Annotated in this window: 22 protein-coding genes and 1 tRNA gene; 16 read left to right on the top strand and 7 right to left on the bottom strand. The window is 59.9% G+C overall.

Annotated elements, in window-relative coordinates; translation table 11 throughout:
- The first annotated feature begins 23 nt into the window (after nt 1-23).
- On the top strand, nt 24-560 hold the full coding sequence (locus ACESMW_RS01860) for a lipocalin family protein (RefSeq protein ID WP_372985389.1): 537 nt from the start codon (nt 24-26) through the stop codon (nt 558-560).
- A 22-nt stretch (nt 561-582) separates the two neighbouring features.
- Here ACESMW_RS01860 and ACESMW_RS01855 read toward each other — a convergent pair whose 3' ends face one another.
- The 5 genes from ACESMW_RS01855 to ACESMW_RS01835 all read right to left on the bottom strand — a co-directional run bounded on the left by ACESMW_RS01855 (nt 583) and on the right by ACESMW_RS01835 (nt 3,491).
- On the bottom strand, nt 583-813 hold the full coding sequence (locus tag ACESMW_RS01855) for a hypothetical protein (protein ID WP_372985388.1): 231 nt from the start codon (nt 811-813) through the stop codon (nt 583-585).
- Between the two features lie 98 nt (nt 814-911).
- A tRNA-Val gene (locus ACESMW_RS01850) sits at nt 912-988 on the bottom strand.
- Nucleotides 989-1,043: 55 nt separating this feature from the next.
- Nucleotides 1,044-2,006, bottom strand: a complete 963-nt coding sequence (locus tag ACESMW_RS01845) for a DMT family transporter (RefSeq protein ID WP_372985387.1) — start codon at nt 2,004-2,006, stop codon at nt 1,044-1,046.
- A 152-nt stretch (nt 2,007-2,158) separates the two neighbouring features.
- A complete protein-coding gene (locus tag ACESMW_RS01840; protein ID WP_372985442.1) occupies nt 2,159-2,749 on the bottom strand; it encodes a YceI family protein in 591 nt (196 codons plus the stop codon).
- Nucleotides 2,750-2,762: 13 nt separating this feature from the next.
- On the bottom strand, nt 2,763-3,491 hold the full coding sequence (locus ACESMW_RS01835) for a CDP-alcohol phosphatidyltransferase family protein (RefSeq protein WP_372985386.1): 729 nt from the start codon (nt 3,489-3,491) through the stop codon (nt 2,763-2,765).
- Between the two features lie 148 nt (nt 3,492-3,639).
- Between ACESMW_RS01835 and ACESMW_RS01830 the strand changes: the two genes are divergently transcribed.
- Genes ACESMW_RS01830 through ACESMW_RS01815 form a run of 4 tightly spaced genes read left to right on the top strand, consistent with a single transcriptional unit; the run spans nt 3,640 to nt 7,902 of the window.
- Entirely contained in the window at nt 3,640-4,614 is a 975-nt protein-coding gene (locus ACESMW_RS01830) for a zinc-dependent alcohol dehydrogenase (RefSeq protein ID WP_372985385.1), read from the top strand.
- A 25-nt stretch (nt 4,615-4,639) separates the two neighbouring features.
- On the top strand, nt 4,640-5,038 hold the full coding sequence (locus tag ACESMW_RS01825) for a 6-pyruvoyl trahydropterin synthase family protein (protein ID WP_372985384.1): 399 nt from the start codon (nt 4,640-4,642) through the stop codon (nt 5,036-5,038).
- Entirely contained in the window at nt 5,025-6,974 is a 1,950-nt protein-coding gene (locus tag ACESMW_RS01820) for a glycosyltransferase family 4 protein (RefSeq protein WP_372985383.1), read from the top strand. Before ACESMW_RS01825 ends, ACESMW_RS01820 begins: the two co-directional genes overlap by 14 nt.
- A complete protein-coding gene (locus ACESMW_RS01815; RefSeq protein WP_372985382.1) occupies nt 6,967-7,902 on the top strand; it encodes a lysylphosphatidylglycerol synthase transmembrane domain-containing protein in 936 nt (311 codons plus the stop codon). Before ACESMW_RS01820 ends, ACESMW_RS01815 begins: the two co-directional genes overlap by 8 nt.
- Here the strand turns inward: ACESMW_RS01815 and ACESMW_RS01810 are convergent.
- Nucleotides 7,892-8,752, bottom strand: coding sequence for a RibD family protein (locus ACESMW_RS01810; protein ID WP_372985381.1), 861 nt, complete (start codon nt 8,750-8,752; stop codon nt 7,892-7,894). The two genes, ACESMW_RS01815 and ACESMW_RS01810, sit on opposite strands and share 11 nt — an antisense overlap.
- Nucleotides 8,753-8,893: 141 nt before the next feature.
- Here ACESMW_RS01810 and ACESMW_RS01805 point away from each other — a divergent pair, with 141 nt between their 5' ends.
- Nucleotides 8,894-9,310: an XRE family transcriptional regulator gene (locus ACESMW_RS01805; protein WP_372985380.1), complete on the top strand. Its 417-nt coding sequence runs from the start codon at nt 8,894-8,896 to the stop codon at nt 9,308-9,310.
- A gap of 15 nt (nt 9,311-9,325) precedes the next feature.
- Here the strand turns inward: ACESMW_RS01805 and galU are convergent, their stop codons facing one another.
- Nucleotides 9,326-10,162 (bottom strand): UTP--glucose-1-phosphate uridylyltransferase GalU, encoded by an 837-nt coding sequence (galU, locus tag ACESMW_RS01800; RefSeq protein WP_372985379.1) that lies wholly within the window; start codon nt 10,160-10,162, stop codon nt 9,326-9,328.
- Nucleotides 10,163-10,447: 285 nt separating this feature from the next.
- On the opposite strand from galU, the gene ACESMW_RS01795 reads away from it, so the two are divergent.
- The 10 genes from ACESMW_RS01795 to ACESMW_RS01750 all read left to right on the top strand — a co-directional run.
- Complete coding sequence (locus ACESMW_RS01795) at nt 10,448-11,599, top strand: ShlB/FhaC/HecB family hemolysin secretion/activation protein (RefSeq protein ID WP_372985378.1); 1,152 nt, start codon at nt 10,448-10,450, stop codon at nt 11,597-11,599.
- A 92-nt stretch (nt 11,600-11,691) separates the two neighbouring features.
- Nucleotides 11,692-13,239, top strand: coding sequence for a glucan biosynthesis protein G (locus ACESMW_RS01790; protein ID WP_372985377.1), 1,548 nt, complete (start codon nt 11,692-11,694; stop codon nt 13,237-13,239).
- 24 nt (nt 13,240-13,263) lie between these two features.
- Nucleotides 13,264-13,533 (top strand): hypothetical protein, encoded by a 270-nt coding sequence (locus ACESMW_RS01785; RefSeq protein WP_372985376.1) that lies wholly within the window; start codon nt 13,264-13,266, stop codon nt 13,531-13,533.
- Nucleotides 13,526-15,634, top strand: a complete 2,109-nt coding sequence (gene mdoH / locus ACESMW_RS01780) for a glucans biosynthesis glucosyltransferase MdoH (RefSeq protein ID WP_372985375.1) — start codon at nt 13,526-13,528, stop codon at nt 15,632-15,634. Before ACESMW_RS01785 ends, mdoH begins: the two co-directional genes overlap by 8 nt.
- Nucleotides 15,635-15,669: 35 nt before the next feature.
- Entirely contained in the window at nt 15,670-16,512 is an 843-nt protein-coding gene (locus ACESMW_RS01775) for a glucan biosynthesis protein (protein WP_372985374.1), read from the top strand.
- Nucleotides 16,412-17,095, top strand: coding sequence for a glucan biosynthesis protein (locus ACESMW_RS01770; protein ID WP_372985373.1), 684 nt, complete (start codon nt 16,412-16,414; stop codon nt 17,093-17,095). Before ACESMW_RS01775 ends, ACESMW_RS01770 begins: the two co-directional genes overlap by 101 nt.
- A gap of 108 nt (nt 17,096-17,203) precedes the next feature.
- Complete coding sequence (locus ACESMW_RS01765; RefSeq protein ID WP_372985372.1) at nt 17,204-17,884, top strand: GntR family transcriptional regulator; 681 nt, start codon at nt 17,204-17,206, stop codon at nt 17,882-17,884.
- An 82-nt stretch (nt 17,885-17,966) separates the two neighbouring features.
- Nucleotides 17,967-18,854, top strand: a complete 888-nt coding sequence (prpB, locus tag ACESMW_RS01760; protein ID WP_372985371.1) for a methylisocitrate lyase — start codon at nt 17,967-17,969, stop codon at nt 18,852-18,854.
- A 256-nt stretch (nt 18,855-19,110) separates the two neighbouring features.
- Nucleotides 19,111-20,244, top strand: a complete 1,134-nt coding sequence (gene prpC, locus ACESMW_RS01755) for a 2-methylcitrate synthase (RefSeq protein WP_372985370.1) — start codon at nt 19,111-19,113, stop codon at nt 20,242-20,244.
- A 2-nt stretch (nt 20,245-20,246) separates the two neighbouring features.
- The coding region (locus ACESMW_RS01750; RefSeq protein ID WP_372985369.1) for an aconitase family protein at nt 20,247-21,601 on the top strand (1,355 nt) is incomplete at its 3' end.

Below are 21,601 nucleotides of genomic sequence, written 5' to 3'. Positions count from 1 at the left end.
ATCCATGGAACAGGAGAAGGACCATGAGAACAATTTTGGCAGGAATCACGGCTTTGGCACTGGCCGGTTGCACCGGTGTCCCGGAGGGCATTGAGCCGGTGACCGGGTTCGACACCCAGCGTTATCTGGGCACCTGGTATGAAATCGCCCGGCTGGATCACTCATTCGAGGAGGGTCTGAGCAACGTCAGTGCCCGGTACAGCCTCAATGACGATGGCAGTATCGAGGTTATCAACCGGGGCTACGATGCCGAGGCCGGCAAGTGGAAGGAAGCGGATGGCCGGGCGGTGTTTGTAGAGGGAGAGAACACCGGTCATCTCAAGGTGTCTTTCTTTGGACCCTTCTACGCTTCCTACGTGGTATTCGAGCTGGATAAGGAAGACTACTCCTACGCTTACGTCACCGGATATGACAGGGATTATCTGTGGTTCCTGTCACGCACACCGGAGGTAAGTGAGGAGGCGCTGGAGGCGTTCAGAAATCGAGCGAAGGCAGAAGGGTTCGATCTGAGGGAATTGATTCTGGTCGGGCAGGAGATGCAAGCGAGCGACCAGAAATAGAAACCTCATGGCTGCCCGTTGATTAAAAGAGAACCTCAGCCCGAGCAAATCCCAGCTCATCCAGTTCCGCGACGGCAGTGTCCAGGGAGACGAAGCTGCACACCTCGTCGTCGTCAGAAATCAGGAAAAAGCTTTGGCCGCCGAGTATTTTAATGAGTACGACCCACTCGCATGCATCCGAGGGTGATCTGACGATCTTGACGGAGTCGACCTGACTTTTTTCCCGCAGGGCTTTTATCTCGTGTTTTTTCATGAGCTACAGAATGAGGTGGTCTCGAGCGCAAGGCAAGAACGCATAAGAAAAAAGCCGCGCTGGTTCCCCGGCGCGGCTTTCAGAATCTCTGGCAGGATTGGTAGGACCACCCAGATTCGAACTGGGGACCTCTACCATGTCAAGGTAGCGCTCTAACCAACTGAGCTATGGTCCTGTGTCCTGCAACGGGGACGTAAGATACGGATTTTGACGGTGGTGGTCAACCACTTTTATACGGATTTTTCTCCGGATCGGCGCCGGCGCATCCAGTCCTTCAAGGCCCGGCTCAGGGCGTTCCAGCGGTTCACGATCAATGCCGCGAAGATCAGGCCACAGCCGGCCAGTTGCAGGGGTTCCATGGTCTCGCCGAACCACCCGGCGGCGAAAAGGGCGACCCATACGGGCTCCAGCACCAGAATCACTACACCATGGCTGTGGACTGACATACTCTGGGCAAAGGTTTGTACCAGGAAGCGGCCGGCGGTGCCGATGATGGCGCTGGCAAGCACCCACCAGATCAACAGGGGAGCCGGCTCGGAAAGCGTGGGTTGCCAGGGTTCCATTAGTGCAGACTCAACCAGGGTCACCATACCCACGGTAAGCAGCGCCAGGGCGGTCAGGGGCAGCGCGGGAACCCGTTGCTTTTCGACGGTTTCGCCCCGGCGGTTAATCACGGTTCGCTGGTTGGCAGCCCGGGTGTTCAAGGTGAAATACAGGGCGAAAATGGTGGCCGCCACCACGAAAAATAGCTGCCCCGCCTCAGGCCGGAAACCGTTTTGCAGGGACAGCAGGGCCAGGCCGGCCACGGCAATCGGAATAGCCAGCCAGGTGCTGGCCGGCTGGGGCTCACGGAACACCAGCCGGGCAATGATAGGCACGATGACCACCCCGAGACTGGTCAGGAAAGCGCCTTCGCCCATACTCTCGATATTGACCAGGCCCATGATCCAGAAACTCATGGCGATACCGAACACCAGGCCCACGCCCACGGCTCGACGGATCTGGTCGCCGTTCAGGGCGAGTATCGCCTTGTGGGCGAAGATGGCGAGAAAAATCCCGGCAATCAGGAAGCGCGCCGCCATGAACATGAGCGGTGGCATCAGCAGGATGGCTTCTTTCGAGAAGATCCAGCTGACGGCGGCAAGCAGGGTGACAACCACCAGGAGCAGGTCTGATTTATGGGCGTCGGTCATTGGGTACCCGGTTTGTTCAACGAGGAAAACGGCCCAATGTATAGTTTGCGAACTAAAAAAGGAAGTGGCGTTTAGTCGAAGGCAGGACGGCTCGTCCCTGAGCCGGGAGGTTTCCCTTCAATCCCTCAGGACATCAGCGACCGGGGGCAAAGTCAGTCGGACTCGGTGTAGGCCTCAAAGCCGAATCGCAGGGTAACTTCATCGCCTACCATGGCGGGGTCCAGGCCGTAGGTCATGCCCCAGTCGCTGCGCTTCAGAGTGGTCATTGCGCTAATCCCGAGGGTGTATTTCTCGTGGCCGAAAGGGTATACCGCCGCCTTGTTCAGGGTTACATCCAGTGTAACGGGATTGGTCATGCCGAGCATGGTCAGATCACCGGTCACCTTGCCGGTATTTTCACCGGTCGTTTCGAAATCGGTAACAGTGAAGGTAATGTCGGGATACTCGGAGGAGTCCAGGAAATCATCATCCCGCAGGTGATTATCCCGTTTCTTGTGGTTGGTAAAGACACTGTCACTCTTGAAGACCAGTTTGCCTGATGACAGCTCGCGGGCCTCCTCGTCATAGACGAACTGGCCTTCGACTTCCCGGAACATGCCCATCACCGGCGCATAGCCAACATGCATGATCTCGAAGGCCATGGAGAAGTGCTCATCATCCACGGTAAACGTTGCTGGTTCCGCCTGTGCCAGCGGTGTTACCAGAAACGTGGTAAAAATCGATGCACCGAGTGTGGTGCCCATAAGGTATCGAGGGTTACTCATAGCTGTATCTCCTTTGATAAAGCCCGCGGATATCCACCAGAAACGACCAGCCAAGCAGCACCAGTGCCGTGGCCAGTGTCAGGGTTGCGAAACCATCCGTAACCGGGGGAAGCAGGGCGACCATCAGGGTGACGATCTGCCACACACAGACGGTCTTCCGGCGAAAATTTTCCGGCAGAGGGTCGTTGAGCCAGGGCCAGAACCACGAGGCAGCCACAAAGGCATACCGCATCAGGCCAAGGGCAAGTACCCAGGGGCCGGCTTTGTCGAGGACAAGAACGGCAATACTCAGTCCCAGGATGAACAGGGCATCCAGTTCCATATCGAAGCGGGCGCCAAAGGCCGTGTTGTTGCCGGTGGCACGGGCAAGTTTGCCGTCCACGCCATCCAGGATAAGTGCCAGTAGCGCCATAACGGCAAAGCCCCAAAGCCAGCTCTCCAGCTGGTCAAGCCAGGGAACAAGGGCCAGGAGCACCACCACCAGTGATGCCCGGAGTAGCGTGGCCCGATTGGCCCAGCCAAAATCTTCCTGTGTATGCCAGAAGCGCACCACCAGGGCTGTGATGATCCCTTGCAGGACCACTGCAATGGCCACCGCTGATCCGGGCAGATTGACCAGGGAGGCGGCGGCCATGGCGAGAACCAGGGCGACCGCCATTCCGAAAGTCAGGTCCAGCCATAGCGGAATCGGCCGTTGCCGGGATTGTGGGCAGGAATCCATAACCGGTCTCCAGCGTATAGGTTTTTAGGTTAGTCCGGTCAACTATGACTATAGTTTGCATGGCCTGTTCTTGCTTACGATAGGGCTGACAGATCGGACCGCCAAAGCCCCGTGGCCGGGGAATGCCGACTGGAAGGGAGGAAAGTAATTGCCTGATGTAAAAGCATTCTGGAGTGTTGCACCCGGGCTCGGGGAGCTGCGCTCTGCCCCGGTCGATCGGACGGAGGAAAGAACCTCCGGTATGGTCACGGTACAGACGCTCTATTCGGGCGTGAGCCGCGGGACTGAGTCCCTGGTCTTCCACGGTCGCATTCCCGAGAGCGAATACCAGAGGATGCGAGCGCCCTTCCAGGAAGGCGATTTTCCGTTCCCGGTAAAGTACGGTTATGCCAGTGTCGGCGAGGTTGTCGAAGGCCCGACAGATTTGATGGGGAAGCAGGTGTTCTGTCTGTATCCCCACCAGAACCGTTACACGGTGCCTGCCTCCGCGGTGACGCCGTTACCCGATGAGCTGCCGGCGGAGCGGGCGGTCCTGGCGGCAAACATGGAGACGGCAATTAATGGCCTGTGGGATGCCGGCCCCGGAATCGGTGACCGTATTGCCGTTATCGGCCTGGGAGTCGTGGGCCTACTGGTTGGCTGGCTGGCAAACCAGATTCCGGGTACCCGCGTGACCGTTGTTGACACCAATCCCGGCCGGGAAGCCGTGGCAAAGGCCCTGGGGCTGGATTTTGGCGTGGCCCTGGAGCGGGACGACCACGATGTGGTGTTTCACACCAGCGGCCACCCCGCTGGCCTGGAAACGGCGCTTGCAGCAACCGGAACCGAGGGGCGGATCATCGAGATGAGCTGGTACGGAGATCAGCCGGTAGCCGTTCCGCTGGGTGGCCAGTTTCACTCCCGGCGGCTGCATTTGCGATCCAGTCAGGTCGGGCGGATTCCCCCGCACCGCCAGCCGCGCTGGAATCATGGTCAGCGCCTGGAGCTGGCCCTGTCGCTGCTGTGTGCCCCGTGCCTTGATGCCCTGATTTCCGGAGAATCCCGGTTTGCTGCCATACCGGAGACCATGGCGCGAATCCTGACCGACGGCAGGGATACCCTCTGCCATCGAATCGTCTACTGATCGACCCAACCAACAAGGAGCTCCCATGTTCAGCCTCACTGTCCGGGACCATATGATGATTGCCCACAGTTTTCACGGTGAGATATTCGGACCGGCGCAGAAGCTGCACGGTGCCACCTACGTGGTGGACGTCACGTTTGAGCGCCGGCAGCTCGATCAGGACGATCTGGTTGTGGATATCGGTCTGGCCTCGCAGGTACTCAAGGATGTGTTGGCCGAATTCAACATGCAGAATCTTGATGAGATCGAGGCGTTCCGGGGGCGTAACACCACCACCGAATTCATGGCCGGTGTGGTCTTTGACCGCATGGCCTCCGCTATCCATGCCGGGAAGCTCGGGGAGGGCGCCAGGGAGATATCCGGCATGAAGGTGACCCTGTCCGAGTCCCACGTGGCCCACGCGAGCTACCATGCCGGCGTTTGATATCCGGGAGATTCGCTTCCTGGTTCCGGGCGACCCTGACCAGAATACCGGTGGCTACCGGTACGTTCGCCAGTTGGTCCGGGTCCTGAACGAGCAGGGCGTTTTCGCCGAGGTTGCCGGGGTGGCAGGACAGTTCCCGAAACCTGACCGCGAAGCCGCCGCTGCCCTGGATCGGGCGCTGGCTGAATGCCCCGACAGCCAGGTGGTCGTCCTCGATGGCCTGGCCATGGGCGGCTTGCCGGAGGTTGTGGCAGATCACTCGGCTCGCCTGAGGCTGGTGGCTCTGGTGCATCATCCGCTGGCGGACGAGACCGGTCTGGCAGAGGCGGACCGGGAATGGTTTTTCAACAGCGAACGTCAAGCTCTCGGGCAGGTTCGTGCCGTGGTCACCACCAGCCCCTACACCCGGGCAAGGCTGGCGGATTTCGGGGTGCGATCTGCGCGCATTGGTAGCGCGGAACCCGGGGTTGATGATGTTTTTATCGACGTGTTGAACCAGCGCCGTCACAGGCCCGCCAACCGACAGGAACCTTTGCTGCTGAGCGTGGCTCAGCTCTCCCCCCGCAAGGCACAACATCAATTGGTGCAGGCACTCGCCGAACTGAAGCATTTGCCCTGGCACTGTGTTCTGGTGGGATCGACAGAACGGGATGCGGAGTACGCCTCCCGTCTCCGGGACATGATCCGATCCTGCGGTCTTGAGAATCGTTTCGAGCTGACCGGTGAATTAGATGAGGACGCTCTGGCGGCCTGCTACAGCCGCGCTAATGCTTTCGTTTTTCCTTCGCTATACGAAGGTTATGGCATGGCGGTGGATGAAGCCTTGGCGGCGGGGCTACCGGTGATCTGTTCCAATGGCGGAGCCCTGTCCCGAATGACCGGGCGGGAGGGCGTAGCCCTCTACCCGGCGGGAGATACCACGGCATTAAGGCGTCAGCTGCTACGTTGGCTGGCGTCTCCTCAAACACTGCAGGAAGAACACAGGTACGCCGAGTCGGCTGCCGGGGGTGCCCGGCGTTGGAGGGATACCGCGGCCGACTTCCAGGGGGCTCTGCAGCGCCTGCTGGGTCCGGACCCGGACAGCCTTTTCGATAAGAAATGGCTTGAAGCGAGGGAACCGGCGGACCATCGCGCCCGCTCCGAAGCGCTGACCGGTCGCCTGAACCAGTGGCTTGAGCGGCAAACCCAAAATCCTGTGGGGGCCACTGAAGCCGAACCCCTGGTGATGGCCGATATCGGGTCCGGCCGCGCGTCCAATTCGTTGTATCTTTCTTCGAGACTATCGGTACCGAGGGTTTGGCACCTGATCGAGCAGGACGCCGGGTTACTGGCTTTGGGTGAGGCTCGCCTCAGGCAAATTGGTCAGGCAGTTGTGTGCCATAACCTCACGCTGACCTCTGACGAAATGGAACAGCAGTTGCCCGCGCCAATGCATCTCCTGACCGCCTCGGCCCTGATTGACCTGGTCTCCGAAGACTGGCTGAGGTCGCTCACAAATGCCGTGGTCCGTCGGCAGGCCGTTGTTCTGATGGTATTGAGCTATGCGGGAGAATTTGACCTGTCTCCACCCGATGCCGATGACGCCAGGCTGAAGGAACTGGTCAACAGCCATCAGCACCGGGACAAGGGGAGTGGCAGCGCGCTGGGGCCGAAAGCCACAAACCGGTTCCGTCAGCTGCTTCAGATGGCGGGCTATACCGTCCACGTCGAGGAAAGTCCCTGGCACCTTGATCAAAATGATGCTGTCGCCATTGAGTCCCTCCTGCGTGGCTGGGTGGGGGCAGCACGTGAACAGGCGCCGGACGCTTGGGCCTGGCTGGATGCCTGGCTCGAACGGCGCCTCGGCCAGATTGCATCGGGCGAATTGCAGGTGTCAGTCGCCCATCAGGACCTCCTGGCACTGCCAGCCGACCGGAGCGATGGCCAGGATGCCTGACCGTTTGCGCCTTATGTTGCGTTGGGTGGTGACCCTGGCGCTGATTGTCGCGGTGTTCTGGCACCTGGATCAGGCCAGGATCTGGGCTGTTCTGCGAACCATCTCGCCAATGATTCTGCTGCCGGTGTTTCTGCTGACCGTCGTGCAGGTAGTGGTGTCTGCGTGGCGGTGGCGTTTTACCTTGTCGCGGTTGCGCCTGTCGCTGCCGCTGGGACAAGCCGTTCGCGAATATTACCTGGCGACCTTCCTCAACCAGATTCTGCCCGGTGGCGTGGCTGGCGACATAAACCGCGCCTGGCGCAGTAGCCTGGAGACGGGCCAGCGGCTTGCGGCGGTGCACGGGGTTGCCATTGAGCGATTGTCCGGACAAGTAACACTGGCTGTGGTCGTGGTTGTGGCCCTGGCCGGTTTGCTTGTATCCGGTTCTCTGCAAGTCACTGTTACCGGTCCGGACAGCCCGAATGCTTTGTTATGGATAGGGGCGGGTCTGGTGATTCTTGTGCCAGCCGTCTGGTTATTCCGTTCGGGCGGGAAGGTGGCGGCCTATGTTCGCCGCCTGACAGAGCACCTCCGGTTGGCCCTGTGGCAATGGCCTGCGCTGCCGGTGCAGGTGCTGAGTTCATGCCTGGTACTTGCCAGTTACCTGGCGGTATTTCTCTTGCTGGCGGCCAGTGCCGGGTTTGTCACCGGGGCGGTGGATTTACTGCTCTGGGCCGCGCTGGGGAGCTTTCTGCTGCTCAGCATGGTCGTACCGCTGACAGTGGCCGGGTGGGGTGTCCGGGAAGGAGCCGCAGCGGTTCTCTGGCCCATGGCCGGTTTGCCGGCGGAGCAGGGCGTTGCCATCAGCGTGGGCTATGGTGTGGTGGTGCTGATCTCGAGCCTCCCGGGACTTGTGGTCCTGGCCAGGGGCACCGACATCAATCGCTGAAATCGAGATCGAACAGCATGTCGCTTCCCAGGTTCACCAGCTTGGCCCTGGGGCGCAGGGCGTCGTCGAGCAGGTCGATCTCGGGCAGGGAAAAAGCAGGCCGGCCACTACCGATGATCATCGGTGCCACCATCACGTGCAGCCGGTCCAGCAACCGGGCCTTGAGAAACCCCGATACGGTCAAGCCTCCGCCCTCGACAAAGACCTTACGCAACCCGAAGTCATTCAGCACCTCGAGAATCAGTCGCGGATCCACGGGCTGGTTGCTGTCGGTATCGCCGAGACAGGGGATTTCCAGCACGCCTTTGACGGGAATCTCGCCGGCACCTTTGCGGTAGTCTCCGGCAACCAGTCGGAGAGTCGGTGCCTGCCCGTCGGTAAACAGATGATGACTGTCCGGCACCCGGCGGCGACGGTCGATCACCACCCGCACCGGATTGCGCCCGGCTACCCGTCGGACCGTCAGGCGGGGATTGTCGGCAACCGCTGTGCCGGCACCAACGACTACCGCATCGGAGACAGCCCGAATGCGGTGAAGATGGGTAATCCCGTCATCACCATTGATAAACCGTGAGCAACCCGTGACCGTGGCAATCCGTCCATCCAGACTCTGGCCAAGCTGGCCAATCACCCTGGGAGATTCCCCCTCACTGATCGGCCGGCACAGGGGCAGGAACAGCTCGAACAGATCCCGGGCATCGCGGGTGGCATCGTTCAGCAATTGCCAGCCCCGGCCATTCAGTTTGATGGCCGGTTCGCCGCCGGGCAGGGGCAGGGTGACGTTACTGCGGTTTACCGCATCCAGTACCAGTTGCCAGGCAAGGTCTGTGTCGAGGTGCTGCTCAGCCATAATTTTCCCGTCACTTTTGTCGTTTATCCAGTATAGGCTCATTGTGTGTATAGCTATTTGTACGATACATTTTTCAATTGATTCACTGTGCGGTCTGCCAAATCGGATCGGATGCTGCGGTAAGGGTGAGAGGAAACAACTATGCGGTACCTTCAATCGTTCAACCGTCGGCTGCGACAGCTCCGGGAGCAGGGTCGGCTATCCTGCTGGGATGTGGCCGAAATGTGTGGTGTGGACGAGGCGAGGGTGATCAGCTGGGAAGCCACGGATGCGCGGCAGCGCGGTTACCCGGGCGTGGTCGAGTTGTTGGACCTGTGCCTGAAGACCGAGACACCGCTGGAACACCTGCTGGATCCGGAAGCCCAGGGTGAGGGTGGTCAACTGGAACTGCCGGGCCTGGCATTCAGTAACAGCGATGATCTGTCGGTGGCACTGAAGGAGCTGGAGCAGGAGCTCGAACGCATCCAGCTGACGGACGAGGAAAGCGAACTGCTGCGCCGGTTCCGCAGAACCTCCACGGAAAACCGGCGCATGGTGTTTCAGTTGCTGGGCCGCTGAGGGCCCGTACCCACCTTATTTTTTCTTCTTGTAGATGTTCTCGTAGACGTAATTGGTGGCTTCGACGAACCCGTCGATGCTGCCGCAGTCAAAGCGCCGGCCCTTGAACTGATAGGCGAGAACACAACCGTTCTTTGCCTGCTCGAGCAGGGCATCGGTGATCTGCACCTCGCCATTCTTGCCCGCCGGAGTGCGCTCGAGGATGTCGAAGATATCCGGCGTCAGGATGTAGCGGCCGATAATGGCCAGGTTGCTCGGAGCGTCTTCGGGTGCCGGTTTTTCCACCATGTCGGTGATCCGGAACAGCCCGTCCTTCATGGATTCACCGGCGATCACCCCGTACTTGTGAGTCTCGTCCGCGGGCACCTCCTCGATCGCCACAATGGAGCAGCGGAACTGGTTATACAGTTTCACCATCTGCTCGAGCACGCCTTCGCCGTCTTCGGGCCCGAGGCAGAAATCATCCGCCAGGACCACGGCAAAGGGGTTGTCACCCACCAGGTTACGGCCGGTCAGGATGGCGTGGCCCAGGCCCTTCATTTCGTTCTGACGGGTAAAGGCAAAGCTGTTGTGATCAATCAGATCCCGGATGGAGGTCAGCAGATCTTCCTTGCCGGAGCCGGCAATCTGGTGCTCCAGCTCGTAGCTTATGTCGAAATGGTCCTCGATGGCGCGCTTGCCCCGGCCGGTGACGAATCCGAATTCATGGATCCCTGCTTCTGCGGCTTCCTCAACCCCGTATTGCACCAGGGGTTTGTTGACTACCGGGAGAATCTCCTTGGGCATGGCCTTGGTGGCCGGCAGGAAGCGGGTGCCGTAGCCGGCTACGGGGAACAGGCATTTCTTGATCATTCCAGTCGTCCTTAAGAGTTGGGGGTGATCCAGTACAAACACGAAGTGTGCCGAGTTTAACCCAATTCAGGGGGCAAAATGCAGGTATAGAAACAATGGACATGAAAATCCGCAGGTTACCGTCGGGTAAGCAACAAGATTGTTAACATAAGGTGTGAGGTTTTGTTTATATGGCCCTGATTGCAGGATTAAAATTGTAAAGTTTGGCAACATCGGCTGTAAGAAAGCCCGCCTCTCTTATATAACGTAACCGTAATTTTTCGGGTTATCGAAGAGGGCTGGAGTTTGCGAGCGCTGACCATTGCTGCACTGTTTTTGTGCGCTCTTGTGCCTGCCACTGTGCTCGCGGCCCAGGACCGAGGCACGGCTGGCGCCTGGATGTTCCAGGCTGCCAGCATGCTCGACTCGGTGACAGATTATCTCTCCAACCGGATCGATGTGTCCGGCAGCTCCACTCAGAATAACGATCGCTCCGCCGGTCATCTGGCACTGGCGGGTAACGGGATCATCTGGTCCCGGCATGAGCTGGGGCTTCGTTTCCGGGATACGGCGTCCCGAAAGGAAGGTGATGGGGAGCAGTCCCTCGCACTTCGCTATGCCATGCCTCTGATCGGGAATCATCTGGAGCTTGAAGTCGAGGAAAGCGAGTTCCGGGGTGTGCTCAAAGAGCCGGGTCAGCAACTGGATACCAGTGGAGACCGGAGTTTCTATCGATTAACGGCGACCCGGTCACTGGGATCGTTCCTCGGTCTCGATATGCACCAGGTTATTCGGCACACCGGCAGCACCCGGAGCGTCTACGAGGAGTCCGAGTGGGTTCACGATTCCTCGCACCAGTTATCCAGTATCGGCCTGAAATCTTCCAGTGAGCGAGAGCTGATCGGTGGCCTCCGGGCCTCGACCCACATGACTGCCGTCGGCGGGATGGAATACCACAGCACGGAATATGTCGATGGTGAAACGGAAGACCGGGCCCAGTTTCATCGCATCGAGCTTGCAGCTTTGTTCCAGAGGCAGGTGTTGAACTGGGACCTGGACCTGGGTGGTCGTTATCAGTTCGCGCCAGAGGACCTGCCCGGATCGGAGCATATTACCGTCGGCGGGTCAGCCCTGATCTCCGGTTTCAACGGCCAGTCAGTCTCCAGCACCGAAGGAGGATGGCTCAGGCTCAACGCGGCGAGCCCGTCCTGGCACGTGCCTTTCGCATCCCGTTTCCAGTCCTCCCTGTCCCTGTCCGTGATGCGCGGTTGGGCGCCATCTGATACAGATGATGACCACAGACTCTCGGCAGTCAGTGCCGGTGAGATCTCGTTGAACATCAATTCAGACAGGTTCCGGGCCAATATGACCGTTGGCCGTTTGCTCGATTCCAGCCGTTCCGACGTGGTCGTTCCCTCAGCCCCGGATGTTGCGCTGTCCCTGCACATGGGCATCTGAAAATCCTCAAGTAGCCGTTACTAAGATGTCACTTGTGGCCGTTTGTGCCACAAGTGTTACATTCAAGAGACGGAAAACAGGGAGTTTTCAGAATGGTCCGCAACGGAAATCTCAGATCTGCATTCATGGCTATCGTGCTGTTTGCCCTCGCAGGGCAGGCTGGCGCATTCGGGTTTGACGATGTCACTGCCACTGCCAAGGCGCTGGCGGCCGAGAAATACCAGGCCCCTGAGCCAGTGCCCGACTTCCTGCAAACCCTCAGCTATGAGCAGTACCAGTCCATCCGGTTCAGGCCCGATGCCAGTCTCTGGCGTGGTGGGCGTTCGCAATTCCAGGTGATGATGATGCCCACCGGAAGTTTCTACCGACACCCGGTGGCCCTGAACGTGGTGGATGGTGAAGGCGTACATCCAATCGATTTCGATAAAACCCAGTTCGATTATCCGTCAACGGAACTGTCCAAACGGGTGCCGGCGGACCAGGGCTACGCGGGTTTCAAGCTCACCTATCCGCTGGAAGACCCGGAAACCCATAACCAGTTCCTGGTCTTTGGTGGTGCCAGTTATTTTCGCGGTGTCGGGGCTGGGCAGCGTTTTGGACTGTCCGCCCGTGGCATCGCGATCGACACCGGATTGGCCTCCGGTGAGGAATTCCCTGTGTTCCGGGAGTTCTGGCTGGAGCGACCGAAAGCCGGCAGCGATTCCATGGTGGTCTACGGCCTGCTGGATGGTCCCAGTCTCACCGGTGCCTATCGATTCGTGGTTCATCCCGGGACGACGTTGAAGCTTGAGGTCGGCGCCCGTCTGTTTTTCAGGGCGGAGGTTGACCAGCTGGGGCTGGCCCCGCTTACCTCGATGTTCTATTACGGTGAAAACACCCTGCGCCCCCGGGGGCAATGGCGGCCCCAGGTTCACGATTCCGACGGGTTGCTGATCCACGATCAGGAATCCGGTGAATGGTTGTGGCGTCCCTTGCTGAATCCGGCAGAACTCGAGCTGGGCTTTCACCAGGTCCGCAATCTCGGTGGCTTTGGCCTGATCCAGCGTGACCAGGAGTTCGCCCGGTTCGAGGACAGCGAGGCCAGGTATGATCTCAGGCCCAGTGCCTGGATCGAGCCGGGAGAAGACTGGGGTAATGGTGAGGTGGTGTTGGTGGAAATTCCAACCGACTCCGAGGTGAATGACAACGTCGTTGCCTTCTGGAAGCCCCGCCAGCAGGTTGCTGCGGGAGACAGCCGGTACCTGACCTACGCACTGACGTTCGGGCCACCAGACATCAGCGGGCACCCATTGGGGCAGGCGGCGAGGACATTTGTCGGCGACGGCGCGCAGCCCGGCGGAGGTGAGGTCGAAGGAGCCTATCGCTTCATTGTCGATTTCCAGGGCGGAGCCATGGATAAGCTGGATCGTGATGCAGCCGTGGTTAGCGAAGTCAGTGTCAGTGGCGAGGGCGAGATCATCGAGCACTTTGCCGAATACATCGAGGCCCGGCACGGCTGGCGCCTGTCGGTACTGGCCAAGCCGGAAGAAGGGAAGGGGCTGGCGCTGCGGGGCTCCCTTTCGGCCGACAGGAAACCGGTCAGTGAAACCTGGACCTATCAGCTCGGCCCCGCCACGGGGCTGAGACAACAGCTGCAATAGCCAATTTCAGGGAGGAACCAGGCCATGGCGGACATTTCCTTACAGGCTGTTTTTAACCGGGCCTTCACCTATCTCCGGGCCTCCGAAGTGGAAATGACGGTGGAGAGATACCGTACCCTCCTGCATCTGATCGAGGAGTCTGTTGCCTTGGCGGGTAAGGAGGGGCAGGAGGACCAGCTCCTCGAGTCAGTCATGGAGCGTATCCCCGGCTATTTTGATTTGCCCGAGACAGTTTCTCCGGAGGCTACCCCTGCAATGTGCCGGGGCAGTATCGGGTATGGCCGTGATGCCTGATCTCTGTGAAGCTCCGGCCACAGAAAGCTTCCCCCGGTGGCGGCTGGTTGCCGCGTTTCGCCGGGCACTTCTGATTATTCTTGTTTTTGGTCAGACCCTGGTCGCCTGCTATTACCTGCTGTGGGTGCTTCCCTACCATGGAGGAACCTGGCTGGAGCTGGCGATACTCTGCCTGTTTGCCGTGCTCTACGCCTGGATTGCTGTGGGCTTCTGGGTTGCGGTTTTCGGATTCGTCTTCAGACTCAGGGGTGGTGACCGGTATTCGTTGCTACGGCGCCATCGGGAGCGGGATCTCGGGTCGGTTCCTCTTGCCCGGACCGCCATCGTGATGCCGGTCTACCATGAGCCGGTGCACTGGACATTCAGCGGCCTGAAAGCGGTCTACCGGGATCTTGAACGAAGCGGCGAACTCGATCATTTCGAGTTCTTCATTCTCTCCGACAGTCGCGATCCCGATACCTGGCTCGCGGAGCAGGCGGCATGGCACGAACTGGTCCGGGAACTGGGGGCCGAGGGCAGGCTGTTCTATCGCCGGCGCCCGTTGAACCTGAACTACAAAAGCGGGAATGTGGCCGATTTTCTGCGCCGGTGGGGTCGCCGCTACGAGTACATGGTGGTGCTTGATGCCGATAGTCTGGTCAGCGCCCGCACCCTGGTCAAGATGGTGCGGCTCATGGAACTCGAGCCCCGGGTTGGCATCCTGCAGACCAATCCGAACGTCATAAACGGCCATTCCCTGTTTGCCCGCCTCCAGCAATTCTCCAACCGTTTCTATTCCCCCTTGTTTGCGACCGGGCTGGCCGCGATCCAGATGGGCGATGCCGCTTTCTGGGGGCACAACGCCATTCTCAGGGTTCGACCCTTCATGCGTCATTGCGGCCTGAGAAAGTTGCGCGGCCCCGGCATTTTCGGTGGCCCGATCATGAGTCACGATTTTGTCGAAGCCGCCTATATGGGCCGCGCCGGGTATGAAGTATGGCTCGAGCCGGGTTTGGGTGGGAGTTTCGAGGAGTCGCCGCCGACTCTGTCCGATGAGCTGGTCCGGGACAACCGCTGGGCCAAGGGCAATCTCCAGCACCTGTGGATCATGCTGACGGAACCCGGGCTCCGGTTTGCCCATCGGATGGCCTTCCTGAACGGCATCATGGCCTATGTGGCTTCACCATTGTGGTTGCTGTTCCTGATCTGTACCACCATCGAGGCCGCCCGGATGACCCTGGCACCCATTGATTACTTTCCCGACGGGCGCCAGGGACTCTTTCCCCTCTGGCCCGAATGGCGACCGGAGTGGGCCCTGGCGTTGGCCCTGAGTACGGTGGCGCTGTTGTTCCTGCCCAAACTCCTGGCCCTGGTTGATGCCGTTTTGCACCGATTGGCCAGCGGTTTCGGCGGTCTGGTGCGCTTGACTGCCAGCGTACTGATCGAAATTGCGGTGTCAGTCTTGTTGGCACCCCTGCGCATGCTTGCCCACAGCCGTTTTGTGCTGGCGGCACTGTTCAATGTCTCCCTCAAATGGGCGGGGCAAAACCGGACCGAGGAAACAACCTGGTCGCAGGCCCTGCGCAACCAGCTTCCGGGGATGGTTATCGGAGTAGGCTGGTCGGCCTTTGCCTGGTCCCTGGATCGTTTGTTCTTTCTCTGGTCCCTTCCGGTTGCCTTGCCACTGGTGCTGGCGGTGCCAACCTCTGTTTTGCTTAGCAGGGTATCCATCGGGCGGAGCCTGAAGGTCCGGCGCCTGCTGGTAATTCCCGAAGAGCAGGCGCCGCTGGAGATTCTTGAGGATGCCCGCGCGGCCCGTTCACAAACGCCATCAGACACCGGACTCCGGCCGGTCGATCGAGCCGTTCTGAGCCCGGGCTTCAACCGCCTTTTTTGGTCACTGGCCAGAGATCATCGAAAGGGTGTGCGTACCGGACATCTCGAGGCCGCCGTTACCCGGTGTATTCAGAACGGGCCGGACGCGCTCTCTGCGGCAGAACTCAGTCAGGTCCTGCAGGACCGGGGCTCGCTCGCCGAGTTACATCGCAAGGCCTGGTGTGCCCCGCCGTCAGGCCACTGGGGAAGGTGTATTCAACGACTGGCCCAGGACAACGATTCCTAGCGTAAGACTCTTAAATTGTAGGGGAGGAAAATGTTGTGGACAGGAGAACCTTGCTCAAGGCGTTACTGGCAACTGCGGGAAGCTACGGCCTGCCACCCCTGGTGTTCGCGGCGCCCGAGGGTTCGGGCGCATCCGGTGAGGCCGACGGAACGCCATTCAGCTATGCCTGGCTCAAGGGGCAGGCCCGAAATCTCGCGTCTCGCCCCTACAAGGATCACGAAGGGGAGATCCCCGACGTTCTGAAGAACATCTCCTGGGATGATTATCAGGCGATCCGGTTCCGGGAAGATCATGCCTTGTGGAATGAGGCGGCATCTTCTTTTCAGGTCCAGCTATTCCACCTGGGCCTGTTTTTCCTGGCGCCGGTCAGAATCCATGAAGTGAAGGACGGCAGGGCGACCGAGCTGGCCTACAACCCGGATTACTTTGACTATGAGGGTGAACAGCCGCTCGGGGATCTTCCCGAGGACCTGGGGTTTGCCGGCTTCCGGATTCACTACCACGCCAACTTTCAGCTGGACGTGGCTTCCTTCCTTGGCGCGAGCTATTTCCGGGCGGTAGGTGCGCAGTTGCAATACGGTATCTCGGCCAGGGGACTGGCCATCGACACGGGGACCGGTAAAGAAGAGGAGTTCCCGAGGTTCACCGCGTTCTGGCTGGAGCGGCCGGCCGAAGACCAGCGGGTGATGAGAGTATGGGCATTGCTGGATTCGCCCAGTACCACGGGCGCCTATGCCTTCACCATCGATCCCGGGCGCAACCTGGTCATGGATGTGGATGTGGCGACCTTTGAGGAATCCCCGGCGGCTCGGTTTCAGCAGTTTCACCGACCGGGACCCCCGGGGCTTCGGCCTGCTCCAGCGGGATCAGAATTTTGATCACTACCAGGACGATGGCGTGTTTTACGATCGCAGGCCCGGTGTCTGGGTCGAGCCCCGGGAGAGTTGGGGCAAAGGCAGCATTGATCTGATTGAAATCCCCACCGTCGATGAAACCTTCGACAATATCGTCGCCTTCTGGCATCCCGAGCAGCCCCTGGAGGCGGGAAGGGAATACCTCTTTTCCTATCGACTTCATTGGGGAGAGAGGGCGCCGGTTCGGCCCTACGAGTTTGCTTCGGCAGTGGCAACCCGGACCGGCCTCGGCGGTGTGGTCGGGCAGGAGCGCAAGTATTTCTCCTGGCGATTTGTAGTCGATTTTGCCGGAGGGTCTCTGCCGATGCTGGCGGAGGAAGCCGAGGTCACTCCCGAGATCTCTGTCAGCCGGGGCAGGGTGGAGATCACCGCGGCACGGCCCTTGTCAGCAACCGACGGATACCGTGCCATGTTTGACCTGGTACCGGATGAATCCGAGGAACCGATCGAGCTGCGGCTATATCTGAGCCTGAATGGCGAGTCCATTACCGAAACCTGGCTCTACCAGTATTCCCCGCCTGCCCCGGAAGACCGTAAACTCTATTAGAATTCAGGGGTATGTTAACAATCGAGCATTAGTCTCGGAGGTTTTGTTGACAATAAATGCCCCTGGGCGTAAATTTGTGCCCAATCCAGCAACTATTGTTGACAAGGCATGGCTGAAGTTACTCTCCAATCCCAGACCCGAGCTGATGAAGCGTTTGATTGTTTACAAACGGCCATCGTAACGGGTGAGCTTGCTCCCGGCGAGAAAATCGGTGAAGTTGAGCTCTGTTCCCGGTTCAACCTGACCCGTGGGCCCCTGCGGGAAGCCCTTGGCCGCCTGGAATCCCGCGGCCTGCTGGTACGCAGGCCCCATGCGGGTGTGAAGGTGGTTTCGGTCAGCGCCGCTGAACTGCTGGAGCTGTACCGGATTCGTGAGGTAATGGAAGGGCTCGCGGCTCGCCAGGCTGCCGAACGGATGACCGACGAGGAAATCGCCGAACTGCAGGCGACCCTCGACAGCCACGAGAAGATGATCGAACAAGCCCAGGGCCAGGCCTATTACCAGGCCGAAGGGGATTACGATTTCCATCACCGTATCGCCACCGGCAGCCGCAATGCCAAGCTTGCCCAGATGCTGCTGGGAGACCTTTACTACATGGTCCGGATGTACCGGTACCGACTGAGCACCTCCGCCGGGCGCCCGCACCTGGCGCTCCGCGAACATCGCCGTATCGTCGAGGCCATCGCCCAGAGGGACGGTGAACTCGCCGAATTCCTGATGAAAAGACACATTAATGCTGCGCGCATAAACATCGAGAAGAAGATCGAGGAAGGCGTCCTGACGATTTGAAGATGGGGTCTGACCCCGAACGGGGTCAGACCCCATCTTCACGAACCCAACGCAAAATTCCGAACAACACGAGGCCAACACCATGTCCAACAAACTCTCCCCGGGAGCCCGCTTCCGCAAGGCCCTGAAAGACAACCAGCCACTGCAGATTGTGGGTACCATCAATGCCTACGCCGCGATGATGGCAGAGAAAGTGGGCCACCAGGCCATCTACCTCTCCGGCGGTGGTGTGGCTAACGCTTCCTACGGCCTGCCGGATCTGGGCATGACCACCATGAATGACGTGGTCGAGGATGTGCGCCGGATTACCGCTGCGTCCGAGCTGCCGCTGCTGGTTGATATCGACACCGGTTGGGGTGGCGCGTTCAACATCGCCCGAACCATCCGCGAGATGGAACGTGCCGGCGCCGCCGCGGTCCACATTGAGGACCAGGTTGCCCAGAAGCGTTGTGGCCACCGCCCGAACAAAGAGATTGTCTCCAAGGAAGAAATGGTAGACCGCATCAAGGCCGCCGTTGACGCCCGCCAGGACGACGATTTCTTCATCATGGCCCGTACCGACGCCTTCCAGAAGGAAGGCCTGGAAGCGGCCATCGATCGTGCCAAGGCCTGCATTGAAGCCGGCGCCGACGGCATCTTCGCCGAAGCGGTACACGAGCTGGACGACTACAAAGCCTTCGCCGAGGCCCTGGATGTGCCCATCCTGGCCAACATTACCGAATTCGGCGCAACCCCGCTCTATAACAAAAAAGAGCTGGCTGACGCCGGCGCCGGTATGGTCCTGTACCCCCTGAGCGCCTTCCGCGCCATGAACAAGGCCGCCCTGACTGTTTACCAGAACATCCTGGAGAAGGGCGACCAGAAAGACGTGGTAGACCTGATGCAGACCCGGATGGAACTGTACGATTTCCTGAACTACCACGACTTCGAGCAGAAGCTGGACCAGCTGTTCGAGCAGAGCAAAGGCTGAAGAAGTCGGGGTCTGATAAGTAGGGGTCTGAAGAACTTGTTCTTCTGACCCCGGGTTTCCCGCTAAAAAGGGGTCAGTGAGCAAGGGGTCTGAAGAAAACCTTCTTCTGACCCCGGGTTACCGACTAAGAAAGGGGTCAGAAGAAAGCGTTCTTCAGACCCCAGTGCAGTCCCCTGAATTTAAGGGGTCTGATGAAAGCCTTCATCTGACCCCATCTTCAAGATCAAGTTCAAGATGAGAACGAGGGAGAACAACAATGGCTGAAGCAAAGAAACAAGGTGGCGCCGGCCTGCGTGGCCAGGTTGCCGGTGAAACTGCCCTGTGTACCGTCGGCAAGACCGGTACCGGCCTGACCTACCGTGGTTACGACATTACCGATCTGGCCAACAACGCCCAGTTCGAGGAAGTGGCCTACCTACTTCTGCGCGGCAAACTGCCGAACCAGCAGGAACTGGACGCCTACAAGAAGAAGCTCGTGAGCCTGCGCGTCCTGCCCGAAGCGCTGAAAACCGTGCTTGAGCAGATCCCCAAGAACGCACACCCGATGGACGTGATGCGTACCGGCTGCTCCATGCTGGGTAACCTGGAAACCGAAGAAGACTTCAGCGAGCAGGACGACAAGATCGACCGCATGCTGGCGGTATTCCCGGCGATTATCACCTACTGGTACCGCTTTGCTCACGAGGGCGTTCGCATCGAGACCGCCAATACTGAAAGTGACTCCATCGGCGGCGTCTTCCTGGAGCTGCTGCACGGCAAGAAGCCGAGCGAGCTGCACGAGCGCGTGATGAACGTCTCCCTGATCCTGTATGCGGAGCACGAGTTCAACGCCTCCACCTTCACCGCCCGCGTCTGTGCCTCCACGCTGTCTGACATTCACAGCTGCGTCACCGGTGCCATCGGTTCCCTCCGTGGCCCGCTGCACGGTGGTGCCAACGAGGCGGCCATGGCGCTGATCCAGAAGTTCCAGACCCCGGAAGAGGCCGAAGAGGGCCTGATGGGCATGCTGGAGCGCAAGGAAAAGATCATGGGCTTCGGCCACGCGGTCTACACAGAGTCCGATCCGCGCAACGCCATCATCAAGAAGTGGTCCGAGAAGCTGGCCGAGGAAGTGGGCGACACCGTGCTGTACCCGGTTTCTGTCCGCTGCGAGGAAGTCATGTGGCGCGAGAAGAAGCTGTTCTGTAACGCCGACTTCTTCCACGCCTCCGCCTATCACTTCATGGGCATCCCGACCGAGTTGTTCACCCCGATCTTCGTGATGTCCCGGGTGTCCGGCTGGACCGCCCACGTGAAAGAGCAGCGCGCCAACAACCGGATCATCCGCCCGAGCGCGGACTACACCGGTCCGGAGCACGCTGAGTGGCTGCCGATCGAGGAGCGCGACTAAGCATGAACACTGAATACCGTAAACAACTCCCGGGCTCCGACCTGGACTACTTCGACACCCGCCAGGCGGTCGAAGACATCCAGCCCGGCGCCTATGACAAACTCCCGTACACCTCCCGCATCCTGGCCGAGCAGCTGGTTCGCCGCTGCGATCCGGCGGTGCTGACTGACTCCCTGAAGCAGCTCATCGAGCGCAAGCGAGACCTGGACTTCCCATGGTATCCCGCCCGCGTGGTCTGCCACGACATTCTGGGCCAGACCGCCCTGGTGGACCTGGCCGGCCTGCGTGATGCCATCGCCGAGAAGGGCGGGGATCCCGCCAAGGTCAACCCGGTGGTTCCCACCCAGCTGATCGTGGATCACTCCCTGGCCGTTGAGCACGCCGGTTTCGAGAAGGACGCGTTCGAAAAGAACCGTGCTATCGAGGATCGCCGCAACGACGACCGTTTCCACTTCATCAACTGGACCAAGACCGCGTTCAAGAACGTGGACGTGATCCCGCCGGGCAACGGCATCATGCACCAGATCAACCTGGAGAAGATGTCTCCGGTGGTTCAGGCTCGGCCGGATGGGGAAGGAAAGCGCGTGGCCTTCCCGGATACCTGCGTCGGTACCGACAGTCACACCCCCATGGTTGATGCCCTGGGCGTCATTTCAGTCGGCGTGGGCGGCCTGGAAGCGGAGAGCGTCATGCTTGGCCGCGCCTCCATGATGCGCCTGCCGGACATCGTGGGTGTCGAGCTCAGCGGCAAGCTCCAGCCGGGCATTACCAGTACCGACATGGTGCTGGCCCTGACCGAGTTCCTGCGTAAAGAGCGGGTGGTTGGTGCCTACCTGGAGTTCTACGGCGAGGGTGCTGACAGCCTCACCGTGGGTGATCGTGCCACCATCTCCAACATGACCCCGGAATACGGCGCCACCGCCGCAATGTTCTACATTGACGGTCAGACCATCGACTACCTGAAGCTGACCGGCCGCGAAGACGACCAGATTGCTCTGGTGGAGAAATACGCCAAGGAAACTGGTCTGTGGGCCGACAGCCTGAAGAATGCAGAGTACGAGCGGGTGCTGAAGTTCGACCTGTCCAAGGTCACCCGCACCCTTGCTGGCCCGTCCAACCCACACGCGCACCTGCCGACTTCCGAGCTGACCAAGCGCGGCATCGCCGGCGACTGGGAACTGGAAGAGGGCAAAATGCCGGATGGCGCGGTGATCATCGCGGCCATCACCAGCTGTACCAACACCTCCAACCCGCGCAACATGGTCGCGGCCGGCCTGATTGCCCGTAACGCCAACAAGCTGGGCCTGACCCGCAAGCCGTGGGTGAAGAGCTCCCTGGCTCCGGGTTCCAAGACCGT

The organism is Marinobacter sp., assembly GCF_041690455.1.
Lineage (GTDB): Bacteria > Pseudomonadota > Gammaproteobacteria > Pseudomonadales > Oleiphilaceae > Marinobacter.
This window is presented reverse-complemented; position numbering and strand designations above follow the sequence as displayed.

What these genes read in the sequence shown, in the direction of transcription:
- mdoH (WP_372985375.1), top strand. Translation starts at nt 13,526, where the DNA reads ATGCCTGATCTCTGTGAAGCTCCGGCCACAGAAAGCTTCCCCCGGTGG.
- ACESMW_RS01790 (WP_372985377.1), top strand. Translation starts at nt 11,692, where the DNA reads ATGGTCCGCAACGGAAATCTCAGATCTGCATTCATGGCTATCGTGCTG.
- galU (WP_372985379.1), bottom strand. Translation starts at nt 10,162, where the DNA reads ATGATCAAGAAATGCCTGTTCCCCGTAGCCGGCTACGGCACCCGCTTC.
- ACESMW_RS01815 (WP_372985382.1), top strand. Translation starts at nt 6,967, where the DNA reads ATGCCTGACCGTTTGCGCCTTATGTTGCGTTGGGTGGTGACCCTGGCG.
- ACESMW_RS01860 (WP_372985389.1), top strand. Translation starts at nt 24, where the DNA reads ATGAGAACAATTTTGGCAGGAATCACGGCTTTGGCACTGGCCGGTTGC.
- ACESMW_RS01825 (WP_372985384.1), top strand. Translation starts at nt 4,640, where the DNA reads ATGTTCAGCCTCACTGTCCGGGACCATATGATGATTGCCCACAGTTTT.
- ACESMW_RS01835 (WP_372985386.1), bottom strand. Translation starts at nt 3,491, where the DNA reads ATGGATTCCTGCCCACAATCCCGGCAACGGCCGATTCCGCTATGGCTG.
- ACESMW_RS01805 (WP_372985380.1), top strand. Translation starts at nt 8,894, where the DNA reads ATGCGGTACCTTCAATCGTTCAACCGTCGGCTGCGACAGCTCCGGGAG.
- ACESMW_RS01810 (WP_372985381.1), bottom strand. Translation starts at nt 8,752, where the DNA reads ATGGCTGAGCAGCACCTCGACACAGACCTTGCCTGGCAACTGGTACTG.
- ACESMW_RS01765 (WP_372985372.1), top strand. Translation starts at nt 17,204, where the DNA reads ATGGCTGAAGTTACTCTCCAATCCCAGACCCGAGCTGATGAAGCGTTT.
- ACESMW_RS01840 (WP_372985442.1), bottom strand. Translation starts at nt 2,749, where the DNA reads ATGGGCACCACACTCGGTGCATCGATTTTTACCACGTTTCTGGTAACA.
- ACESMW_RS01770 (WP_372985373.1), top strand. Translation starts at nt 16,412, where the DNA reads ATGTGGCGACCTTTGAGGAATCCCCGGCGGCTCGGTTTCAGCAGTTTC.
- prpC (WP_372985370.1), top strand. Translation starts at nt 19,111, where the DNA reads ATGGCTGAAGCAAAGAAACAAGGTGGCGCCGGCCTGCGTGGCCAGGTT.
- ACESMW_RS01820 (WP_372985383.1), top strand. Translation starts at nt 5,025, where the DNA reads ATGCCGGCGTTTGATATCCGGGAGATTCGCTTCCTGGTTCCGGGCGAC.
- ACESMW_RS01845 (WP_372985387.1), bottom strand. Translation starts at nt 2,006, where the DNA reads ATGACCGACGCCCATAAATCAGACCTGCTCCTGGTGGTTGTCACCCTG.
- ACESMW_RS01785 (WP_372985376.1), top strand. Translation starts at nt 13,264, where the DNA reads ATGGCGGACATTTCCTTACAGGCTGTTTTTAACCGGGCCTTCACCTAT.
- ACESMW_RS01855 (WP_372985388.1), bottom strand. Translation starts at nt 813, where the DNA reads ATGAAAAAACACGAGATAAAAGCCCTGCGGGAAAAAAGTCAGGTCGAC.
- prpB (WP_372985371.1), top strand. Translation starts at nt 17,967, where the DNA reads ATGTCCAACAAACTCTCCCCGGGAGCCCGCTTCCGCAAGGCCCTGAAA.